This is a genomic window from Microbacterium karelineae (assembly GCF_009745985.1).
GTDB classification, from domain to species: domain Bacteria; phylum Actinomycetota; class Actinomycetes; order Actinomycetales; family Microbacteriaceae; genus Microbacterium; species Microbacterium karelineae.
In genome coordinates this window covers 301,572-320,713 of sequence record NZ_WFIX01000182.1, presented here as the reverse complement: position 1 = coordinate 320,713, position 19,142 = coordinate 301,572, and the positions used below count along the sequence as shown (strand labels likewise).

At 70.6% G+C, this 19,142-nt stretch carries 21 protein-coding genes; 13 read left to right on the top strand and 8 right to left on the bottom strand.

What is annotated here, in order from left to right; all coding sequences use genetic code 11:
• Positions 1–190: 190 nt before the first annotated feature.
• Together GB932_RS10545 and GB932_RS10540 are read right to left on the bottom strand one after the other, a co-directional pair.
• A complete protein-coding gene (locus GB932_RS10545; protein WP_156760642.1) occupies positions 191–808 on the bottom strand; it encodes an amino acid deaminase in 618 nt (205 codons plus the stop codon).
• Positions 805–1,299, bottom strand: a complete 495-nt coding sequence (locus tag GB932_RS10540; protein ID WP_156760641.1) for a YajQ family cyclic di-GMP-binding protein — start codon at positions 1,297–1,299, stop codon at positions 805–807. The genes GB932_RS10545 and GB932_RS10540 overlap by 4 nt, the downstream gene beginning before the upstream one ends.
• 40 nt (positions 1,300–1,339) lie before the next feature.
• On the opposite strand from GB932_RS10540, the gene GB932_RS10535 reads away from it, so the two are divergent.
• From GB932_RS10535 to GB932_RS10510, 6 genes are all read left to right on the top strand, one after another.
• On the top strand, positions 1,340–1,828 hold the full coding sequence (locus GB932_RS10535; RefSeq protein ID WP_156760640.1) for an FBP domain-containing protein: 489 nt from the start codon (positions 1,340–1,342) through the stop codon (positions 1,826–1,828).
• A gap of 49 nt (positions 1,829–1,877) precedes the next feature.
• Positions 1,878–2,348, top strand: coding sequence for an S-ribosylhomocysteine lyase (locus GB932_RS10530; protein ID WP_156760730.1), 471 nt, complete (start codon positions 1,878–1,880; stop codon positions 2,346–2,348).
• A 2-nt stretch (positions 2,349–2,350) separates the two neighbouring features.
• Positions 2,351–3,037, top strand: coding sequence for a 5'-methylthioadenosine/S-adenosylhomocysteine nucleosidase (gene mtnN, locus GB932_RS10525; protein WP_156760639.1), 687 nt, complete (start codon positions 2,351–2,353; stop codon positions 3,035–3,037).
• Positions 3,034–3,990 carry a tRNA pseudouridine(38-40) synthase TruA gene (gene truA, locus GB932_RS10520; RefSeq protein WP_231916116.1) on the top strand — a complete coding sequence of 319 codons (957 nt, stop codon included), beginning with the start codon at positions 3,034–3,036 and terminating at the stop codon, positions 3,988–3,990. The genes mtnN and truA overlap by 4 nt, the downstream gene beginning before the upstream one ends.
• A 47-nt stretch (positions 3,991–4,037) precedes the next feature.
• Positions 4,038–4,718 carry an endonuclease/exonuclease/phosphatase family protein gene (locus GB932_RS10515; RefSeq protein ID WP_156760638.1) on the top strand — a complete coding sequence of 227 codons (681 nt, stop codon included), beginning with the start codon at positions 4,038–4,040 and terminating at the stop codon, positions 4,716–4,718.
• Positions 4,719–4,875: 157 nt separating this feature from the next.
• A complete protein-coding gene (locus GB932_RS10510) occupies positions 4,876–6,192 on the top strand; it encodes a glycoside hydrolase family 10 protein (protein ID WP_156760637.1) in 1,317 nt (438 codons plus the stop codon).
• A gap of 31 nt (positions 6,193–6,223) precedes the next feature.
• On the opposite strand, the gene GB932_RS10505 is transcribed toward GB932_RS10510, so the two are convergent.
• Together GB932_RS10505 and GB932_RS10500 are read right to left on the bottom strand one after the other, a co-directional pair.
• On the bottom strand, positions 6,224–7,492 hold the full coding sequence (locus tag GB932_RS10505; protein WP_156760636.1) for a sensor histidine kinase: 1,269 nt from the start codon (positions 7,490–7,492) through the stop codon (positions 6,224–6,226).
• 41 nt (positions 7,493–7,533) lie between these two features.
• Entirely contained in the window at positions 7,534–8,304 is a 771-nt protein-coding gene (locus tag GB932_RS10500; RefSeq protein WP_156760635.1) for an HAD-IIB family hydrolase, read from the bottom strand.
• 181 nt (positions 8,305–8,485) lie between these two features.
• Here GB932_RS10500 and rplM point away from each other — a divergent pair, with 181 nt between their 5' ends.
• Genes rplM through glmM form a run of 3 tightly spaced genes read left to right on the top strand, consistent with a single transcriptional unit; the run spans position 8,486 to position 10,788 of the window.
• Positions 8,486–8,932: a 50S ribosomal protein L13 gene (gene rplM / locus GB932_RS10495; protein WP_156760634.1), complete on the top strand. Its 447-nt coding sequence runs from the start codon at positions 8,486–8,488 to the stop codon at positions 8,930–8,932.
• A 25-nt stretch (positions 8,933–8,957) separates the two neighbouring features.
• Positions 8,958–9,422: a 30S ribosomal protein S9 gene (gene rpsI / locus GB932_RS10490; RefSeq protein ID WP_156760633.1), complete on the top strand. Its 465-nt coding sequence runs from the start codon at positions 8,958–8,960 to the stop codon at positions 9,420–9,422.
• A 7-nt stretch (positions 9,423–9,429) separates the two neighbouring features.
• Positions 9,430–10,788, top strand: a complete 1,359-nt coding sequence (gene glmM / locus GB932_RS10485; protein WP_197517437.1) for a phosphoglucosamine mutase — start codon at positions 9,430–9,432, stop codon at positions 10,786–10,788.
• Positions 10,789–10,983: 195 nt separating this feature from the next.
• On the opposite strand, the gene GB932_RS10480 is transcribed toward glmM, so the two are convergent.
• Genes GB932_RS10480 through GB932_RS10465 form a run of 4 tightly spaced genes read right to left on the bottom strand, consistent with a single transcriptional unit; the run spans position 10,984 to position 13,622 of the window.
• Positions 10,984–11,325 (bottom strand): DUF202 domain-containing protein, encoded by a 342-nt coding sequence (locus tag GB932_RS10480; RefSeq protein WP_156760631.1) that lies wholly within the window; start codon positions 11,323–11,325, stop codon positions 10,984–10,986.
• Positions 11,322–11,684, bottom strand: coding sequence for a YidH family protein (locus GB932_RS10475; protein ID WP_156760630.1), 363 nt, complete (start codon positions 11,682–11,684; stop codon positions 11,322–11,324). The genes GB932_RS10480 and GB932_RS10475 overlap by 4 nt, the downstream gene beginning before the upstream one ends.
• The gene (locus GB932_RS10470; protein WP_197517424.1) at positions 11,681–12,670 is read right to left on the bottom strand and encodes a formylglycine-generating enzyme family protein; all 990 of its coding nucleotides are present in this window, start codon (positions 12,668–12,670) and stop codon (positions 11,681–11,683) included. The genes GB932_RS10475 and GB932_RS10470 overlap by 4 nt, the downstream gene beginning before the upstream one ends.
• Positions 12,671–12,692: 22 nt before the next feature.
• Positions 12,693–13,622 (bottom strand): Ppx/GppA phosphatase family protein, encoded by a 930-nt coding sequence (locus tag GB932_RS10465; RefSeq protein ID WP_156760629.1) that lies wholly within the window; start codon positions 13,620–13,622, stop codon positions 12,693–12,695.
• Positions 13,623–13,858: 236 nt separating this feature from the next.
• Here GB932_RS10465 and GB932_RS10460 point away from each other — a divergent pair, with 236 nt between their 5' ends.
• The 4 genes from GB932_RS10460 (at position 13,859) to GB932_RS10445 (ending at position 19,095) form a co-directional block, all read left to right on the top strand.
• Complete coding sequence (locus GB932_RS10460; RefSeq protein ID WP_156760628.1) at positions 13,859–15,667, top strand: carbohydrate binding domain-containing protein; 1,809 nt, start codon at positions 13,859–13,861, stop codon at positions 15,665–15,667.
• A 61-nt stretch (positions 15,668–15,728) separates the two neighbouring features.
• Positions 15,729–16,673: a type I pantothenate kinase gene (coaA, locus tag GB932_RS10455; protein WP_156760627.1), complete on the top strand. Its 945-nt coding sequence runs from the start codon at positions 15,729–15,731 to the stop codon at positions 16,671–16,673.
• 51 nt (positions 16,674–16,724) lie between these two features.
• On the top strand, positions 16,725–18,578 hold the full coding sequence (glmS, locus tag GB932_RS10450; RefSeq protein WP_156760626.1) for a glutamine--fructose-6-phosphate transaminase (isomerizing): 1,854 nt from the start codon (positions 16,725–16,727) through the stop codon (positions 18,576–18,578).
• Positions 18,579–18,741: 163 nt separating this feature from the next.
• Positions 18,742–19,095, top strand: coding sequence for a holo-ACP synthase (locus tag GB932_RS10445; RefSeq protein ID WP_156760625.1), 354 nt, complete (start codon positions 18,742–18,744; stop codon positions 19,093–19,095).
• Positions 19,096–19,142 lie beyond the last annotated feature (47 nt).

Below are 19,142 nucleotides of genomic sequence, written 5' to 3'. Positions count from 1 at the left end.
GGACGATGCGTTCACAGTACGAGTGATTCGTGAACGGATGGGTCACGATTGGGTGAACATCCGGTGTCGCGCGGGCGCCGCGCGGCGACCCGACCGCCGGAGAATCGCCGATTCGACGGATCGGAACGGGCGTACGGATCCGTCGTTCGGGCGACTCTCCGGCGGATGGGCGCGCGGGAGGCCCCGCGCCTCAGACGGCGTGCGGCGGCAGCGCCGCGTTCCAGCGCAGGCGCGGAGGCTCGGCCGCGGCCTCGCGCGCGAAGGCGCGCGCGTCGACGACCGGGAAGAGGGTGATGAGGCGGAAGCCGCGGCCCGTATCGATTCCGGAGACGAGGGCGCCGGATCCGTCGGTCGCGGGGCGCGTGATCACGGCGCGCGTCATCGCGTCGCCGACGTGCTGCTCGACCACGGCGGCGTCGGCCGGGGGAGCCAGGAGGAGGGGCAGCGCCGCGTCGGTCGCGCGCTGCAGGGGAGTCTCGTCGGCGCTGTCGCCGAGGCGGAAGGCGCTCGCAGGCAGGCCGAGCGCCGCCGCGAGGATCCCGTCGGTCCAGCGATCGGACTTCAGCCCGTAGGGCGTGACGACCCGCGAGAACAGGTAGCCGTAGACGTGCACGACGCCGGCGTTGCCGATGGGGAACTCCGCGGCGACGCCCGCCGCGTCATGCAGGCGGTCGAAGAGGCCCCGGCCGATGACGGGTGCGCCGACATTCTCGTCGACGACGGTCGACCAGCCCCACTCGTCGAGCCGCCCCGCGAGCGCGTCGGCATCGACGCACCGTAGGGCGAGCTCGAGCGAGGGGTCGGTCACCGGTAGTTCTGGAACTGCAGCGCGACGTCGAGCTCGTCTTCCTTGCCCTTGAGAAGCGCGATGACGGCCTGCAGGTCGTCGCGGCTCTTCGAGCTGACGCGGATCTCGTCGCCCTGGATCTGGCTCTTGACGCCCTTGGGCGCCTCGTCGCGGATGATCTTGCCGATCTTCTTCGCGACGTCCTGGGCGATGCCCTCCTTGAGGGAGGTGACGATCTTCGACTGCTTGCCGCTCTCGAAGGGTTCGCCGCTGTCGAGGCTCTTGAGCGAGATTCCGCGCTTGATCATCTTCGACTGCAGGACGTCGAGCGCGGCGGTCGCGCGGTCCTCCGTGTTCGAGGTGATGAGGATCTGCTCGCCCGACCAGGCGACATCCGTTTCGGTGCCGCGGAAGTCGTAGCGCTGGCTGATCTCCTTGCGCGCCTGGTTGAGCGCGTTGTCCGCCTCCTGGCGGTCGATCTCACTGACGATGTCGAAGCTGCTGTCGGCCATGACTCCAGCCTACGATGGGCGGCCCTAAACTGACGGGACCATGCAGGAGCTCACGGCACCCGACATCCGTGCGTCGTTCGTCAACGCGGACGACCGAGACCTCGAGGTCCTCGACCTGCCGGCCGATCTGATGCTCGTCGACTGGTTCCATCTCGACTTCCTCGCCTGGCGGGATCCGTCCGATCGCGGGCGCTGCTATGCCATCGTCGAGCTCGACGGCGACCCGACGGGGATCGTGCTGCGCGCTGCGTTGTCGTCCGCGCGCGCCCACAACGGGATCTGCAACATCTGCCGCACGATGCAGCCCGGCAACCAGGTCACGATGATGAGCGCGCGGAAGGGCGGCGAGGCGGGGCGGCGCGCGGAGAGCATCGGCACGTATATGTGCGCCGACGCGTCGTGCCACCAGAATGTGCGGATCGCGCACCCGCTGGCGCCGAACGAGTTCCGCGCGAACGTCGACTTCCGCATCGACAGCACGGCCCGCCGCATGCGCGAGTTCGTGCGCCGCGTCCGCGACGCCGACTGATCCGCGGGGTGGTCGCCGGTAGCCTGGGGGAGTGACCGATACGCCGCGCATGAACGTCGAATCCTTCAACCTCGACCACCGGGCCGTAGCCGCGCCGTACCTGCGGCTGGCCGACCGCAAGCAGCTGCCGGCCGGCGACGTGATCGTCAAGTACGACGTGCGCTTCGCGCAGCCGAACGTCGACCACCTCGAGATGCCCGTCATCCACTCGCTCGAGCACCTGTTCGCCGAGAAGAGCCGCGAGCACTCTGACCGCGTCATCGACTTCTCGCCCATGGGCTGCCAGACGGGCTTCTACCTCATCCTGCAGGGCGAGCACACGGTCGAGGACGTCGCGGAGCTCGTCGGGGAGACCCTGGCCGACGTGGCCGACGCGACCGAGGTGCCCGCCGCGAACGAGGTGCAGTGCGGCTGGGGCGCGAACCACACGCTCGAGGGCGCGCAGCAGGCGGCGCTCGTCTTCCTCGCCCGCCGCGAGGAGTGGCTCACGGTGTTCGCGGACGGATCCACGGAGGCGTGAGCATGACGGCGATCGTCATCCAGGTCGCGATGGAGGAGGAGGCCCAGCCCTTCCTCGACGCCGCCCGCGAGGTCAGCGAGTCCATCGAGGTCGGCCGCGCCACCCATCGCGGCGTCGTGCTCGGGGGCGCGACGATCGTGCTCGTCACGAGCGGCATCGGCATGGTCAACGCCGCCGACGCCGCGACGGGCGCGATCCTCCGCTACGGCCCCGAGGGTGTCATCCTCATCAGCGCGGGATCCGCGGGGGGCCTCGGCGCGGACGTCGCGGTCGGCGACATCGTCGTCGGCTCGGACGTCGTGAACGTCGCCGCAGATGCGACCGCGTTCGGCTACGCGCTCGGTCAGGTGCCCGGCATGCCCGCCACGTACCCGACGGATCCGCAGCTGGCGACCGCGCTCGCGGGCGCGGGCGGCGCGCGCCGCGGTGCGATGGGATCCGGCGAGGCCTTCGTGACGGCCGACCTCGCGCACCGGCTGCGCGCCGACTTCCCCGAGGCGCTGACGGTCGACATGGAGACGGCCGCGATCGCGCAGGTCGCGTTCAACCACTCCGCGCGCTTCGCGGTGTGCCGGGCCGTGAGCGACCTGTGCGCGCCGGACGCGGGCGAGTTCGAGACGCATATCGACGACGCCGCATCGCGCTCGGCGGCCGCCGTGATCGACGCGCTCGCGCGGCTCGCGGCGTGACCCCTCCCGTCGATATGACCCGAACCGACGACTCCGGCGCGCCGAGTGGTGGGGCCGGGTCATATGAACGGGATGGTGGGGCGGCCCGGCGCGTGCGCCTCGACATCGCGTACGACGGCTCCGGGTTCAGCGGCTGGGCCAGGCAGCCCGGCCTCCGCACCGTGCAGGGCACGATCGAGGACGCGCTCGCGCGGATCCTCCGCAGCGACGCGCGGCTCGTCGTCGCCGGCCGCACCGACGCGGGCGTGCACGCGACGGGGCAGGTCGCGCACGTCGACCTCGACGAGGCGCAGTGGGCGCGGGCGACCGAGGCGCGGCGGGGGCGGGAGACCCCCGCAGATCCGGTGGCCGCGCTCGCGCGCCGGATCCAGGGCGTCCTGCGACCGTATGCCGACGCCGCCGTCACGCGCACCTCGACGGCGCACGCCGGCTTCGACGCCCGGTTCTCCGCGACGTGGCGGCGCTACGCGTACCGCATCGCCGATCTCGCGGCCGGATACGACCCGCTGCGCCGCCACGACACGACGCACGTGCGGGCACGGCTCGACGGCGAGGCGATGGACGCCGCCGCACGATCCCTCGTGGGCCTGCACGACTTCGCGGCCTACTGCAAGCCGCGCCCGGAGGCGACGACGATCCGCACGCTGCTCGAGTTCGACTGGCGTCGCGACGAGCAGGGCGTGCTCGTCGCGAACGTGAAGGCCGACGCCTTCTGCCACTCGATGGTGCGGGCGCTCGTCGGCGCCTGCGTCGCCGTGGGGGAGGGGCGCCTCGGCGTCGCCGATGTCGTCCGGCTGCGCGACGAGCTGACCCGCACGAGCGCCTTCGCGGTGCGCGAGGCGCGCGGCCTCACCCTCACCGAGGTCGGCTATCCGGCGGACGACCAGCTGGCCGCGCGCGCGGAGCAGACGCGGGCCCGCCGCGATCCGAACGAGGTCATCGGAAGTTCATAGCGGGGAGCTACCGCGCGGCCACGCCGCAGGTCTACCGTGAGAGCACTATGCGAGTCCTGTCGTACAACCTGCGGAAGCACGCCGCCGCCGCCGAGCTCGGTGCGCGGGTCGAGCGGTGGGAGCCCGATGTCGTCTGCCTGCAGGAGGCGGATGTCGAGCATCTGCCCGCGCGGATCGACGGGCTGCGGCTCGCCGCCGCCACCGACCGGAACCGGCTCGGTCTCGCCCTGTACTACCGCGAGAACGGATATCGCTTCGTGGAGTCCGTGTCGATGGGGCTGAAGAAGTCGCTGCACGATGTCGTGCTCAAGCCCGCGCACGAGCGGCTGCTCGGGGTGCAGCTGTTCGACATCGACGCGGGCCGCGAGATCACGATGGCCTCGTTCCATGCCGCCCCGCTGACGGCGCTGAACTCGCTGCGGCGCACGCAGATCCGCGCGGCCCTGCAGGCGCTCGAGCAGCTCGGCCCCGGCACGCCGACGCTCATGGTCGGCGACTACAACTATCCCGTCTTCAAGGAGCGCCTGGGCGACCGGATCCGCGAGCACGGCTACGACATGACGCTGAGCAGCTCGCGCACCTACACGCGCTACCGCTTCTTCAAGGGGCACTACGACTTCGTCACGAGCCGCGGGCTGTCGATCGGCGACATCTCGACGCTGCCGCAGGGCTCCAGCGACCACCTGCCGATCCTCGTCGAGGCCGAGTACCGCCGCCACGGCCACTGAGGTGCCCGTTCCAGGGCCATCGATGGATTCGGGTCAGTTCAGAAAACGATATCGATAACGATTGACGCGGTGTGATGGGCTGTGGTTTGCTCACGCCTGTCAATGGTTGACGACGGGCGTCGCCGAACGAGGCCGCCCGGATCAGAGAGGATCGAAGATGACCCGACTGAATCCACCACGGCGCACGAGCGGGAGGCGCCTGACCGGCATCCTCGCGGGCGCCGCCATCGCTCTCACGGGAGTGCTCGGGCTCGGCGCGCCCGCCGCGCAGGGAGCAGGATCGACGCTGCACGACGCGGCTGCGGAATCCGGGCGCTACTTCGGCACGGCGATCGCGGGCTACCGGCTCTCCGACGGCCAGTACACGTCGATCGCGGACCGCGAGTTCGACATGATCACGGCCGAGAACGAGATGAAGCTCGACGCGACCGAGCCGCAGCAGGGAACGTTCGACTTCGCCGCGGGCGACCAGATCGTCGACTGGGCGCTGTCGAACGGCAAGCAGGTGCGCGGGCACACGCTCGCGTGGCACTCGCAGCAGCCCCAGTGGATGCAGAACATGGAGGGCCAGCAGCTGCGCGCGGCGATGCTCAATCATGTCACGCAGGTCGCGTCGCACTACCGCGGCCAGATCTACTCCTGGGATGTCGTGAACGAGGCGTTCGAGGACGGCACCTCGGGCGCCCGGCGCAACTCGAACCTGCAGCGCACCGGCGGCGACTGGATCGAGGCCGCGTTCTATGCCGCCCGCCAGGCGGATCCGAACGCGAAGCTCTGCTACAACGACTACAACACCGACAACTGGGAGCACGCGAAGACGCGGGCCGTGTACGACATGGTCGCCGACTTCGTCTCGCGCGGCGTGCCGATCGACTGCGTCGGCTTCCAGGCGCACTTCAACTCGGGCAACCCAGTGCCGAGCAGCTATCACGAGACGCTGCAGAACTTCGCCGATCTGGGCGTCGACGTGCAGATCACCGAGCTCGACATCGAGGGCTCCGGGCAGTCGCAGGCCGAGCAGTTCCGCGGTGTGACGCAGGCCTGCATGGCGGTCACGCGCTGCGAGGGCATCTCGGTGTGGGGTGTGCGCGACTCCGACTCGTGGCGCGCCGAGGGCACCCCGCTGCTCTTCGACGGCTCGGGCAACGAGAAGCTCGCGTACTCGTATGTGCTCGACCAGCTCAACTCCGCGAGCGAGGGCACGCCGCCCGTCGATGGATGCTCCGTCTCGGTGACCCGCGCAGACGAGTGGGGCGACCGGTTCAACGTGACCTTCGCGGTCGAGGGTTCGTCGGCGTGGCAGGTCGACATCCAGCTGCAGGGCGTGCAGAGCGTGCAGAACGCATGGAACGCCGATGTGCAGGGCAGTACGGGCACGCTGACGGCGACGCCGAACGGCAACGGCGACGCCTTCGGCATCACGGTCTACGCGAACGGATCGTGGTCGCTGCCGACCGCGACGTGCTCAGGGTGAGCTGACACCTCCAGGCGCCGCCCCGGTCCGCTCAGCTCGCGCCGAGCGCGGCCGGGGCGGCGTCTGCGTGCCGGGTGTCGAGGGGGAGGATCGCGGTGACGACCCAGCCGTTGACGGTGGACCCGGCGTGCAGGCGGCCGCCGAGCTGCTCGATGCGCGTGCGCGACCGGGCGATGCCGCGGCCGCCCGACGGTCGCCGCGGCGCGGCGCCCTGGTCGACGTTGAGGATCGCGCGCTCGACCTCGCTGTCGCGGCGCGTGAGCTCGATCTGCGCCGAGACGGAGCGCGGCGCGTGCTTGATGATGTTCGTGGCGGCCTCGATGGCGACCTGCGTCAGCGCGCGGTTCACAGGCTCGGCGAGCGGATCCTCGGGTTCGGACGCCGACGAGCGGGCGCGGATCCCCGTGTTGCCGAGCAGCGTGGTGAGGGAGGGGATCACGCGCTCGATGCGTTCGCCGTAGCGCGGTTCGAGGTCGGTGAACGGCCCGTCCGCGCCGCGGATGACCTCGAGCAGCGAACGGATGCTGGTGAGGGCGCGCTCGGACGAGCCCTGGATCGTCGTGAGCGAGATCTCGCGGTCGGCGTCTTCCGTGTGGAGCGGGAGCGCCTGGGAATGGAATCGGATGAGGGTGAGGTCGTGCGCGATGCCGTCGTGCAGCTCGTCGGCGATGCGCTCCTGCTCGTCGTGGGCCATGCGCATCAGGCCTTCGACCGCATGGATCCGCTCCCGTTCGAGCGCGCGCTCGCGCGTCGTCGCGACCCGGAACGCGAAGCCGACGAGGAACGCGATGACGGCGGCGCCGGCCATGCCGATGGGGCCCGCGTCGGTCAGGTTCGTGTCGGCGACGGCCGCGTAGACCGTGAGAGCCGCGATCGCGGCGGCGTATGCGGACATGACCCAGACGGCGCAGCTCGCGGCGACGAGCCCGTACGCCAGCGCGGTGGTGAGGAGCATCCCGGCGCTGCCGTAGGCGACGAGGCCGATCGCCGTGAATGCGAGGACGACGAAAGAGGCGATGTGCGGACGCCAGGCGAAGAGTCCGATGCTCGCGTAGAGAAGGAACGCGACGATGTCGACCGGCGGCAGCGCGCCGTCGGAGATCACGAAGGCCACGTTGACGGCGATCATCGTCGCCGTCGCGATGAGGATCAGGATCCGTGCGAGGCGGTGGAAGCGCCGTGATGCCCACAGCTCGCGGCTGCGGAGCAATGCGCCCATCGACGTCTCGGGCGGCGCGGCGGCGATCGATGCGCGCGGCGTCGGAACGCTCTCGGGGTCGGCGGGAGACGTCGAGAACATCGTCGGATCCTCGGCGTCGTCCGGTGCCCCGAACCGGGGCGTCACACCCGCACGGCCAGCTCGGCGAGCAGCGAGTCGAGCTTGTCGGCCGTGTCCTCCCAGCCCGTGACCTCGATGCAGGGCACGCCCATGTCGAGAACGGGGCGGTCGTTGCCGTCCGGGTCGAGGCGGTCGCCGTAGAAGAGCATGTCGTCGAGCGCGATCCCGGTCTGCTCGGCGAGCTGGTTCATGCCGTACGCCTTGTCGATGCCCTTGCGGGTGATGTCGACCGATGTGGATCCGCCGGAGCGCACCTCGAGGTCGGGCACGCGGGCCGCGACGGCGTCGCGCAGGGCCGACTTCTTCTCGCTCGTCGGATCCCATGCCTTCTTCGCCTCGACGGGCGCCGCCTGGCCGAGCGCCGAGAACGTGATCTGCGAGCCGCGGTCCTCGAGGATCGGGCCCCACGTCTCGGACTCCCAGTAGCCGAGGCGCTGCGCCTCCTCCTCGACCGCCGCGAGCGCGCGCGCCTTCTCATCGCCGGTGAGGTCGCGCGAGTAGAGCAGGGCGAAGTCGGATCCGTCGTGGCGGTAGTACGCCGTGCCGCACGTCGGCAGCAGGTGGATGTGCGCGAGGGCGTCGGCCGCGTCGGGCAGGCGGTCGACGACCTGCGCGCGGAACTGGGCGATCTGGCCGCCCGAGATGATGGCCACCTCGACGCGGCGCGCGAGATCGACGAGCTGCTGGGCGACGCGCGGATCCACGGGCGACTTCGAGGGAGCGAGCGTGTCGTCGAGGTCGAACGCCACGACGAGCGGCTGAGCTGAGGTCATGCGTCCATTGTGTCCCATTCGCGCTCGCGCTCCTGATCGGGTACTGTAGATCTTTGGTGCGCGCACGTGCGCGCGCCGCGAACGTGAGCCCTCCACCGGCTGAGTTGGCACGGCATCGCCCGACAACCGCCCCGGAGTGGGATTCACGACCATCTCCGTTCGACAAGAAAGCAGCACTATCGTGACGCGCACTTACACCCCGAAGGCCGGTGACGCTCAGCGCAAGTGGCTCGTGATCGACGCAACCGACGTCGTTCTCGGCCGCCTCGCCTCGCACACCGCCGCGCTCCTTCGCGGCAAGCACAAGACCACCTTCGCTCCCCACGTCGACATGGGCGACTACGTCGTCATCGTCAACGCCGGCAAGGTCGCCCTCACGGGCAACAAGGCGCAGAACAAGCGCGCCTACCGCCACTCGGGCTTCCCGGGCGGGCTGAAGTCGGTCAACTACGAGGAGCTCCTCGCGAAGAACCCGGTTCGCGCCGTCGAGAAGGCCGTCCGCGGCATGCTCCCCAAGAACACGCTGGGGCGTGAGCAGCTGTCGAAGCTCAAGGTGTACGCCGGTGCCGAGCACCCGCACGCCGCTCAGCAGCCCCAGACGTACACCCTCGACCAGGTCGCCCAGTAAGCGCCGCGGCTAAAAGGACCAACTCGTGACTGAAGACGTTCAGAACTACTCCACCGAGACCCCGGCCGAGGCCGAGGTCGAGGCTCCGCGCCCCGTTGTCAGCGTCCCCGGCGCCGCAGTGGGCCGTCGCAAGCAGGCCATCGCCCGCGCGCGGCTGAACCCCGGCTCGGGTGCCTTCACGGTGAACGGCCGCCCGCTGGAGGAGTACTTCCCCAACAAGCTCCACCAGCAGCTCATCACCGACCCCTTCACGCTCCTCGGCCTCTCGGGCTCGTACGACGTGATCGCGCGCATCAACGGCGGTGGCCCCTCGGGTCAGGCCGGCGCGCTCCGCCTCGCGATCGCGCGCGCTCTCAACGAGATCGACCGCGACAACAACCGTCCCGCCCTCAAGAAGGCCGGCTTCCTCACGCGCGACGCTCGCGTCATCGAGCGCAAGAAGGCCGGTCTCAAGAAGGCCCGCAAGGCATCGCAGTTCTCGAAGCGCTGATCGAGGGCTGATGGCTCTCTTCGGCACGGATGGCGTTCGAGGACTCGCCAACGGAGTCCTCACCGCCGACCTTGCTCTCTCCCTGGCCCAGGCGACTGCCGTCGTCCTGGGCCAGGGGCGTTCCGCCGAGGCGCGTCGCGCCGAGGGCCGCCGCGCCAAGGCGGTCATCGCGCGCGATCCGCGCATCTCGGGGGACTTCCTGGGGGCGGCGGTCGCGGCGGGTCTCGCCTCGAGCGGGGTCGACGTCTACGACGCGGGGGTCATCCCGACGCCCGCGCTCGCGTTCCTCGTGAACGACTTCGATGCGGACTTCGGCGTCATGATCTCGGCGTCGCACAACCCGGCGCACGACAACGGGATCAAGATCTTCGCGCACGGCGGCATCAAGCTGCCCGATGTCGTCGAAGAGCGCATCGAGCGCTACCTCGAGCGACCGAAGCTGCTGCCCACGGGCGGCGACGTCGGACGCATCGCGCGCTTCGCCGACGCTGAGGACCGCTACGTCCTGCACCTGCTCGGCACGCTCCCGGCGCGCCTCGACGGGATCCACGTCGTCATCGACTGCGCGAACGGAGCCGCCTCCGGCGTCTCGCCGCAGATGTTCGCCGACGCGGGCGCGAAGGTGACCGTCATCGGCGCCGACCCCGACGGTCTCAACATCAACGACGGCGTCGGATCCACGCACCTCGACGGCCTCGCCGATACGGTGGTCGCCCTGGGCGCCGACGTCGGGATCGCACACGACGGCGACGCCGATCGGTGCCTCGCGGTCGACGCGGCCGGGCGCACGATCGACGGCGACCAGATCATGGCGATCCTCGCCGCCTCGCTGCACGAGCGCGGCATGCTCGCGGCCGACACGCTCGTCGCGACGGTCATGAGCAACCTCGGGCTGAAGATCGCGATGGAGGAGCGGGGGATCCGCGTGCTCCAGACCGCGGTGGGCGACCGCTACGTCCTCGAAGCGATGAACCGCGACGGCTACTCGCTCGGCGGCGAGCAGTCGGGGCACGTCATCATGAACGAGCACTCGACCACGGGCGACGGCCTGCTCACGGGCCTGCAGATCGTGGGCGAGATGGCGCGCACGGGGAAGTCCCTCGCGGAGCTCGCGTCGATCATGACGGTGCTGCCGCAGACGATGATCAACGTGACGGGCGTCGACAAGTCGCGCGTCGACGATGAGGGCGTGCAGAGCGCCGTCGCCGCCGTCGCGGCCGAGCTCGGCGACACCGGTCGCGTGCTCCTGCGCCCCTCGGGCACCGAGGCGCTCGTGCGCGTCATGGTCGAGGCCGCCGACGAGAAGACGGCGCACGACGCCGCCGAGCGGCTCGCGCAGGTCGTCCGCGACCGCCTCGCGCTGTGACGAGGTCAGTAGGAGCTGACGTGAGCGGAGCGGCGTGCTTTCTCACGGCCGCTGGCTCGGGTCTGGCGAGTGCGTTGGGCCCACGCCGCGCGCACGGGGTCCCCGGTCGGCGCGCCAGCGGCGATTGGGGCGCGCAGCGGGGAGGAACGAGCGCGCGGGACGCGGCCGTGAGATAGTGCCCCGCGCAGCGGTCCCTCAACCGTTGAGCGTGCCCACGGCGATGAACGCCGCGCAGGCCAGGCCGACGAGCAGGGCCGCGCCCGTCGCGAGGGCGATCGGCATGCCCGTCGTGCCCGATCCGCCGTGCGCGTGCAGGGCCCGCTGGGCGCGCTGATACCCGAAGGCGGCGGCGAAGTAGGCCGCGGCCGCGAGGCCCGCCCCGAGGATGCCGACGACGACGGCGAACACGCCGAGCGCGTCGATCGTGAAGCGCGCCCCGATGAGGCTCGCGAGCGCGAACGCGAGGCACGTGCGGCGCCAGGCGAGCAGGGTCCGCTCGGGCTGCAGACCCGGATCGAAGATCTCGTGCGAGGTCATGGCACGAACATGCCGATCACGACGAGCGCGACGGCGACGATCACGCCGACGACGACGATTCCCCCGACCGCGAGGCCCGGCAGCGGCTCGTTGCGCCGCAGCGACGTCTCGGTGCGCGCCCACCCGATCCACGCCTGCACGGATCCGATCGTGCCGAGCACGAGGAATACGGCGGCCGCCGCGAGGCGCCAGCCGGTCGCGGCGGGCAGCTCGAGCGCCTCCAGCGCGAACGCAGCCGCGTACATCGCGAGCGCCGTGCGCAGCCACGCGAGGAAGGTGCGCTCGTTCGCGAGGCTGAACCGCGGATCCGGCTCGCCGCCCTCGCGATAGACCCGCCTGGGGAATCGTCGATCGGTCACGCGTCCGCCTCCTCTGCGAGGGCCACAGTGCGGAAGCCGGCGTTGCCCATCGACGAATCGGGTGTGTTCGATGAGCGTGCCGAGTTGCGGTAGCGGTTGCAGTACGAGTCGTGGCAGAGGTAGCTGCCGCCGCGCAGCACACGCGCCGCGCCGCGCTCGGGGCCGCGCGGATCCGCGGCGGACCCGCGCCGATACGCGTTCGGGTCGAACCAGTCGTCGCACCACTCCCACACATTGCCGATGGGCTGCCAGAGCCCGTAGCCGTTGGGTGCGAACGAGCGCACCGGGGCGGTCGTCATCCAGCCGTCCTCGCGCGTGTTCTCGGTCGGGAAGGTGCCCTGCCAGATGTTCGCGCGCCAGCCGCCCGCGTCGACCTCGTCATCGCCCCACGGGAACTTCGCACCGTCGATGCCGCCGCGCGCCGCGTACTCCCACTCGGCCTCCGTCGGCAGGCGCCGACCGGCCCACGCGCAGTACGCCTGCGCGTCGTTCCAGCTCACGTGCACGACGGGGTGGTCGTCCAGCCCGTCGATCGACGAGTGCCGACCGTTCGGGTGGCGCCAGTCGGATCCCTTCACGCCGAGCCACCACGGCGTCGCGGGCGGCGCGCCGAGGACGTCCTCATCGTCGGCCTCGACCACGAGGTGGAACACGGCCGAGAACTCGAACGACTCCGCCTCGGTGACGTAGCCGGTGTCGTCGACGAAGCGCGCGAAGTCGGCGTTCGCGACGCTCGTCGCGTCGATCGAGAAGGCGCTGATCGAGACCTCGTGCACGGGGACCTCGCCGTCGGCGGGGTTGCGGTCGCCCGACGAGTCGCCCATCGCGAAGCGGCCCGCGGGGATCCGCGCCTGTTCGATCGCGTGGCGCGCGTCATCGCCGTGGGGCAGCGCGTGCGCCGGCCGGGTCGTCAGGGGGACGAACGCGTCGCGCGAGGGGGTGCCGCACCCGCACCCGCAGCCGGCGGAATCGGAGGGGGAGGTCATGCCTCCACCGTACTCGCCGCCCTCACCAGCCCATGTCCTCGATGTAGCGCAGCAGCACGCCCTCGCGGAGCGCCCACGGGCTCACCTCGAGCTCCTCGACGTCGAGCGCCTTCATCGCCTCGTGCAGCACGACGGCGCCCGCCGTGATCTGGAACGTGCGGTCGGCCGTGATGCCGGGCAGCTCCTGTCGCGACTGCGCCGGAATCCGCGCGAGCACCGGGATCCACGCGCCGAGCGCCGCACGGGGGAGCATCCAGCGGTCGATTCCCGACCAGCCGGGCCGCTTGTAGCCGACGAGCCGGGAGAGGGAGCGGATCGTCTTCGAGGAGCCGACGACGTGGTCGGGCCTGGGGATCCGTGCGAAGCGCGTCGCCAAGGGCGCGAGCGTCTCTTCGGCGTGCGCCGCGAGGCGTGCGACGGCCTCATCGCCGGGCGGATCGTCGGGCAGGTGGCGCACCGTCATGCGGCCGGCGCCCAGCTGCACCGACTCGGCCATGTGGGGCAGCTCCTCGGATCCGCCGGCGACCTCGAGCGAGCCGCCGCCGATGTCGAACAGCAGGATCTGTCCGGCCGACCAGCCGAACCAGCGCCGTACGGCGAGGAACGTGAACCGCGCCTCGTCGGATCCGCCGAGCACCTGCAGCCGCTGGCCGAGCGTCTCCTCGATCCGCTCGATCACCTCGGGCCCGTTGGCCGCCTCGCGCACCGCGGAGGTGGCGGTGGCCAGCAGCTCCTCGACGCCCTCCTTCTTCGCGACCTTCCGCGCCTTTCGCACCGCCTTGAGGATCGCCTCGACGCCGTCGGCCGAGATCGCGCCGTCGTCGGTGAGGTACCGCATGAGGCGCAGGGTGCGCTTCTCGCTCGTCGCGGCGAGCGGGCGTCCGCCCGGCTGCGCATTCGCGATGAGCAGGTGGACGGTGTTGGAACCGATGTCGAGAACTCCGAGGCGCACGGCGTCAGGGTAGCGGGAGGCGAACACGCGCGCCGACCAGTGGAAGCGCTTTCGTTTAAATCTGGCCCGGAAATGCGGGGATCCGAAGTGGAATCGTTCCATCTTCAATCGACCTGAATGAAAACGTTTGCTTATCGTTCACGGCCCCGCTACCTTCGCCCGAGGGCATGGCGACATGCCCGCGTCGCGCTCACAGCCGAGCGGCGGCGACTCACCTGCGAAGGAGCAGCCACACGATGAATCCTGCACGCAACGCCGCCCTCGATCCGCCGCGGCGCCGATCCCGATGGCGCGCCGCGCTCGCCGTCGCGGGCGCGCTCGCCGTCGCCGCGCCCCTCGCGGCGGCGATCGCCCCCGCTGAGGAGGCGCAGGCCGCGGCGCCGGGCCCCAAGGACACGACGGCCGTCCTGTTCCAGTACACCTGGGACGCGATCGCGCGCGAGTGCACCGACAACCTCGGCCCCGCCGGATACGGCTACGTGCAGACCTCGCCTCCGCAGGAGCACATCCTCGGCGCGCCCTGGTGGACGAGCTACCAGCCCGTCTCGTACCAGCTCGAGTCGCGGTTCGGCACCGAGGCCGAGTTCCAGAGCATGGTCGACACCTGCGCCGACGCGGGCGTCGGCGTCATCGCCGACGTCGTCATCAACCACATGACAGGGCAGGACGACGCGGGCATCGGGTGGGCGGGATCGCCCTACTCGCACTACGACTACCCGGGGCTGTACTCCGAGTGGGACTTCCACGACTGCCGACGCGACATCCAGGGAAGCGACTACACGAACGATCGCTGGGCGGTCCAGGAGTGCAACCTCGTCAATCTCGCCGACCTGGACACCGGATCCGACTATGTGCGGCAGCAGCTCGCGGGATACATGAACAGGCTCGCCGGCATGGGCGTCGCCGGGTTCCGCGTCGACGCCGTCAAGCACATCTCGGCCGAGGACCTCTGGGGGATCTGGAACAGGGTGCAGAACCGCGACGACCTGTACCTCGTGCAGGAGGTCATCGGATCGCCCGGCGAGGCCGTCCAGCCCGATGAGTACATCGGCATCGGCGACATCCACGAGTTCGCGTACTCGCGCAAGATGAAGGAGTCGTTCGGCAGCGGATCCATCGACTGGCTCATCGACCCCGTCGGGATCGGCGACCAATGGGAAGGCTTCCTCGATCACTCCGACGCCGCGGTGTTCGTCGACAATCACGACACCGAGCGCAACGGCGAGACGCTCAGCTACAAGGACGGAGCCGCCTACGACCTCGCGCAGATGTTCACGCTCGCGTGGCCGTACGGATCCCCGTCGGTGCACTCGGGCTACGAGTTCAGCGACTTCGACGCCGGCCCCGTCACCGACGGATCCGGCCGCGTGATCGACCCTGTCGACGGCCAGAACGGCTGGACCTTCACGCACGCCCAGAACGACATCGAGAACATGGTCGGCTTCCGCGTGCAGACGTACGGCCAGCCCGTCACTGATCAGTGGACGAACGGCTCGAACGCGATCGCGTTCAGCCGCGGCGACCAGGGCACCATCGCGATCAACCGCGGCGGCGAGATGACGCGGACCTTCGCGACGAGCCTGCCGGACGGCGAGTACTACGACGTGATCGCGGCCGAGCGTGACGGCGACACATGGTCGGGGTCGACGATCGCCGTCTCGGGCGGCGAGTTCACGGCGACCGTGCCGGGCGACGGCGCCGTCGCGATCCACGCGGGCGCGAAGGCCGAGGGCGGGTCGACGCCGACCCCGGAGCCCGGCGACGACCTGACGGTGTTCTACGCGACCGACGCGAACTGGGGTGCGTACAACGCGCACTACCGGATCGGCGACGGAGCGTGGACGGATGTTCCCGGCGAGGAGATGGCGGCGGCGTGCAGCGGCTGGGTGTCGCGCACGATCGACTCGGACGGGGCGGATGTGACGGCGGCGTTCAATGACGGCGCCGGCACGTGGGACAACAACGGCGGATCCGACTACACCCTCACGGGAACGGTCGCGGCCGTGGCGAACGGCCAGGTGACGCCCGGCAGTCCCTGCGACTGAGAGAAGCGGATCGGCGGCGCCCCGGCAAGCGAGACGGGGCGTCGCCGGTAGCATGTTTCGGATGATGCCCGCCACCAGCGCACTGCAGCTCTCCCTGTACCGCGACATCCCCCGCGCGGAGTGGGCGCGCCTGGCGAAGGGCATGGATCAGCCGCTCACGGAGCAGGAGATCGTGCAGATCCGCGGCCTCGGCGATCGCCTCGACGTGAACGAGGTGCGCGACGTGTACCTGCCGATCAGCCGCCTGCTGAGCGCGTGGGCGCGCGGCACGCGGCAGATCGGATCCGAGCTGGCGGGCTTCCTCGGCGAGGAGCAGCCGCGGATCCCGTTCGTCGTCGGCGTCGCCGGATCAGTCGCCGTCGGCAAGTCGACCGTCGCGCGCCTGCTGCGCGAGCTGATGAGCCGCTGGGGCGACACCCCGCGCGTCGAGCTCGTGACGACCGACGGCTTCCTCCACCCGAACGCGGAGCTCGAACGCCGCGGTCTCATGGGGCGCAAGGGCTTCCCCGAGTCGTACGACCGTCGCGCGCTCGTCGACTTCGTCACGCGCGTGAAGTCGGGCGAGCCCGAGGTGCGCGCCCCGTTCTATTCGCACGTGAAGTACGACATCATGCCCGACGCGTCGGTCGTCGTGCGCAGCCCGGACGTGCTCATCGTCGAGGGCCTCAACGTGCTGCAGCCCCCGCCCACGCCGAACGACGTCGCGGTGAGCGACCTGTTCGACTTCTCGATCTTCGTCGATGCCGACAGCATGAACATCGAGAAGTGGTTCATCGACCGCTTCCTGAAGCTGCGTGCGGGCGCCTTCTCGAACCCGGCGTCGTACTTCAACGTCTTCCAGCACCTCTCCGACGACGAGGCGATCGAGACGGCGCGCGGCATCTGGAGCGACATCAACCTGCCGAACCTCATCTCGAACGTCGAGCCGACGAAGCACCGCGGCACGCTCGTTCTGCGCAAGGGCGCCGAGCACGCGGTCGAACGCGTGCTCCTGCGCAAGCTGTAGGGGGAGTGCCGCTGGCGGGTTTGCCAGGTGGGCGGCCATAGGATTGCCCGCATGTGCGGAATCGTCGGATACGTCGGTCCTCGGCAGAGCCAGGACATCCTCGTCGCGGGCCTCGCCCGCCTCGAATACCGCGGATACGACTCCGCGGGCATCGCCGTCATCGACGAGAGCGGAACGCTTGGCATGCGCAAGCGCGCCGGCAAGCTCTCGGCGCTGCGTGAGGCGCTCGAGACGGATCCGATCGGCGGCGGCACGACCGGCATCGGCCACACCCGCTGGGCGACGCACGGCGGCCCGACCGACGAGAACGCGCATCCGCACCTCGCCGACGACGACCGCCTCGCCGTCATCCACAACGGCATCATCGAGAACTTCTCGGACCTCAAGGCCGAGCTCGTCGCGGAGGGCGTCGCGTTCCGCAGCGAGACCGACACCGAGGTCGCGGCGGCGCTGCTCGCCCGCGAGTACCGCGCGAACGGCGGCGACCTCGTCGGCGCCTTCCGCGGCGTCGTGCACCGACTCGACGGGGCGTTCACGCTGCTCGCGACGCACGAGGACCACCCGGGCCTCGTCGTCGGCGCGCGGCGCAACTCGCCGCTCGTCATCGGCCTCGGCGAGGGCGAGAACTTCCTCGGATCCGACGTCGCCGCGTTCGTCGAGCACACGCGGCGCGCGCTCGCGATCGGCCAGGACGAGATCGTCGCGATCACGCCCGACGACGTCGCAGTGACCGACTTCGACGGCAACCCCGTTCAGCCGTCGCCGTTCGAGGTCTCCTGGGACGCGTCTGCCGCCGACAAGGGCGGCTGGTCGAGCTTCATGGCGAAGGAGGTCTCGGAGGAGCCCGAGGCCGTCGCCAACACCGTGCTCGGCCGGATCCGCGATGGCCGCGTCGTCATCCCCGAGCTCGACGGACTCGACGAGCTGTTCGCCGATATCACGCGCATCGTCATCCTGGGCGCGGGCACCGCCGCCTACGCAGGGCTCGTCGGCAAGTATGCGATCGAGCAGTGGGCGCGGATCCCCGTCGAGGTCGAGCTCGCGCACGAGTTCCGCTACCGCGATCCGCTCGTCGGCCCCGACACGCTCGTGATCTCGATCAGCCAGTCGGGCGAGACGATGGACACGCTCATGGCGATCAAGGAGGCCGCGCGCCTCGGCGCCAAGACCCTGTCGATCTGCAACACGCAGGGCGCGACGATCCCGCGCGAATCCGACGCGATCGTCTACACGCACGCCGGCCCCGAGGTCGCCGTCGCGTCGACGAAGGCCTTCGTCGCGCAGATCACCGCCCTGTACCTGTTCGCGCTGCACCTGGGGCGCGTGCGCGGATCCCTCTCGGAGGAGGACGCGGCCGCGGCCGTCACGCAGCTCGACGAGCTTCCCGCGAAGATCCAGTGGATCCTCGAGAACGAGCAGGAGCGCATCGAGCATCTCGCGCACTGGATGGCCGACACGCGCTCCGTGCTGTTCCTGGGGCGCCATGTGGGCTACCCGATCGCGCTCGAGGGCGCGCTCAAGCTCAAGGAGCTCTCGTACATCCACGCCGAGGGCTTCGCCGCCGGCGAGCTGAAGCACGGCCCGATCGCGCTCATCGAGCCGGGCCAGCCCGTGTTCGTCGTCGTCCCGTCGCCGGGCGGCGCGCCGACGCTGCACGCGAAGGTCGTCTCGAACATCCAGGAGATCCGGGCGCGCGGCGCCCGCGTCATCGCGATCGCCGAGCAGGGCGACTCGGCGGTGCTCCCGCACGCCGACGAGGTGCTGCGGATCCCGCTCGCGAGCCCGCTCTTCGAGCCGATCCTCGCCGTCGTGCCGCTTCACATCTTCGCGATGGGCCTCGCCACGGCGAAGGGCCTCGACGTCGACCAGCCGCGCAACCTCGCGAAGTCCGTCACGGTCGAGTAGCACGCCCCGCCAGCACAACGCAGTCGATCCGGCTGGATTTCGGCCGATTCGCGCCGCACGGGCCCGTCCGGCGCGAATCGACTGCATTGTGCTGGGGGCCGCCCGGAAGGGGAGCGGGCAGGAGCCCGACCTAGACTGCTGGCATGAGCACTGAGGGCGCGTCGTGATCGTCGGGATCGGGGTCGACATGGTCGACATCGATCGCTTCGAGGGGCAGATCGCGCACTCGCCGCGCCTCATGGAGCGCCTGTTCACGCCGCACGAGCGCGAGCTGCCGCTGCGCTCCCTCGCCGCCCGCTACGCGGCGAAGGAGGCGCTCATCAAGGCGCTCGGCGGATCCGATGGCGTGCGCTGGCAGGAGATCGAGGTGCCGCGGCTCGGCGAGCGCCAGGCGCCGAGCTATGTCGTCACGGGCGAGACGGCGCGCACCCTCGCCGCGCGCGGGGCGACCCGCCGGCATCTGTCGCTGTCGCACGACGGCGGGCTCGCCCTCGCCTACGCGATCCTGGAGGGGTGACGTCGCACACAGCCTCCTGCATGACGACGCCAGTTCTGTGCGGATTC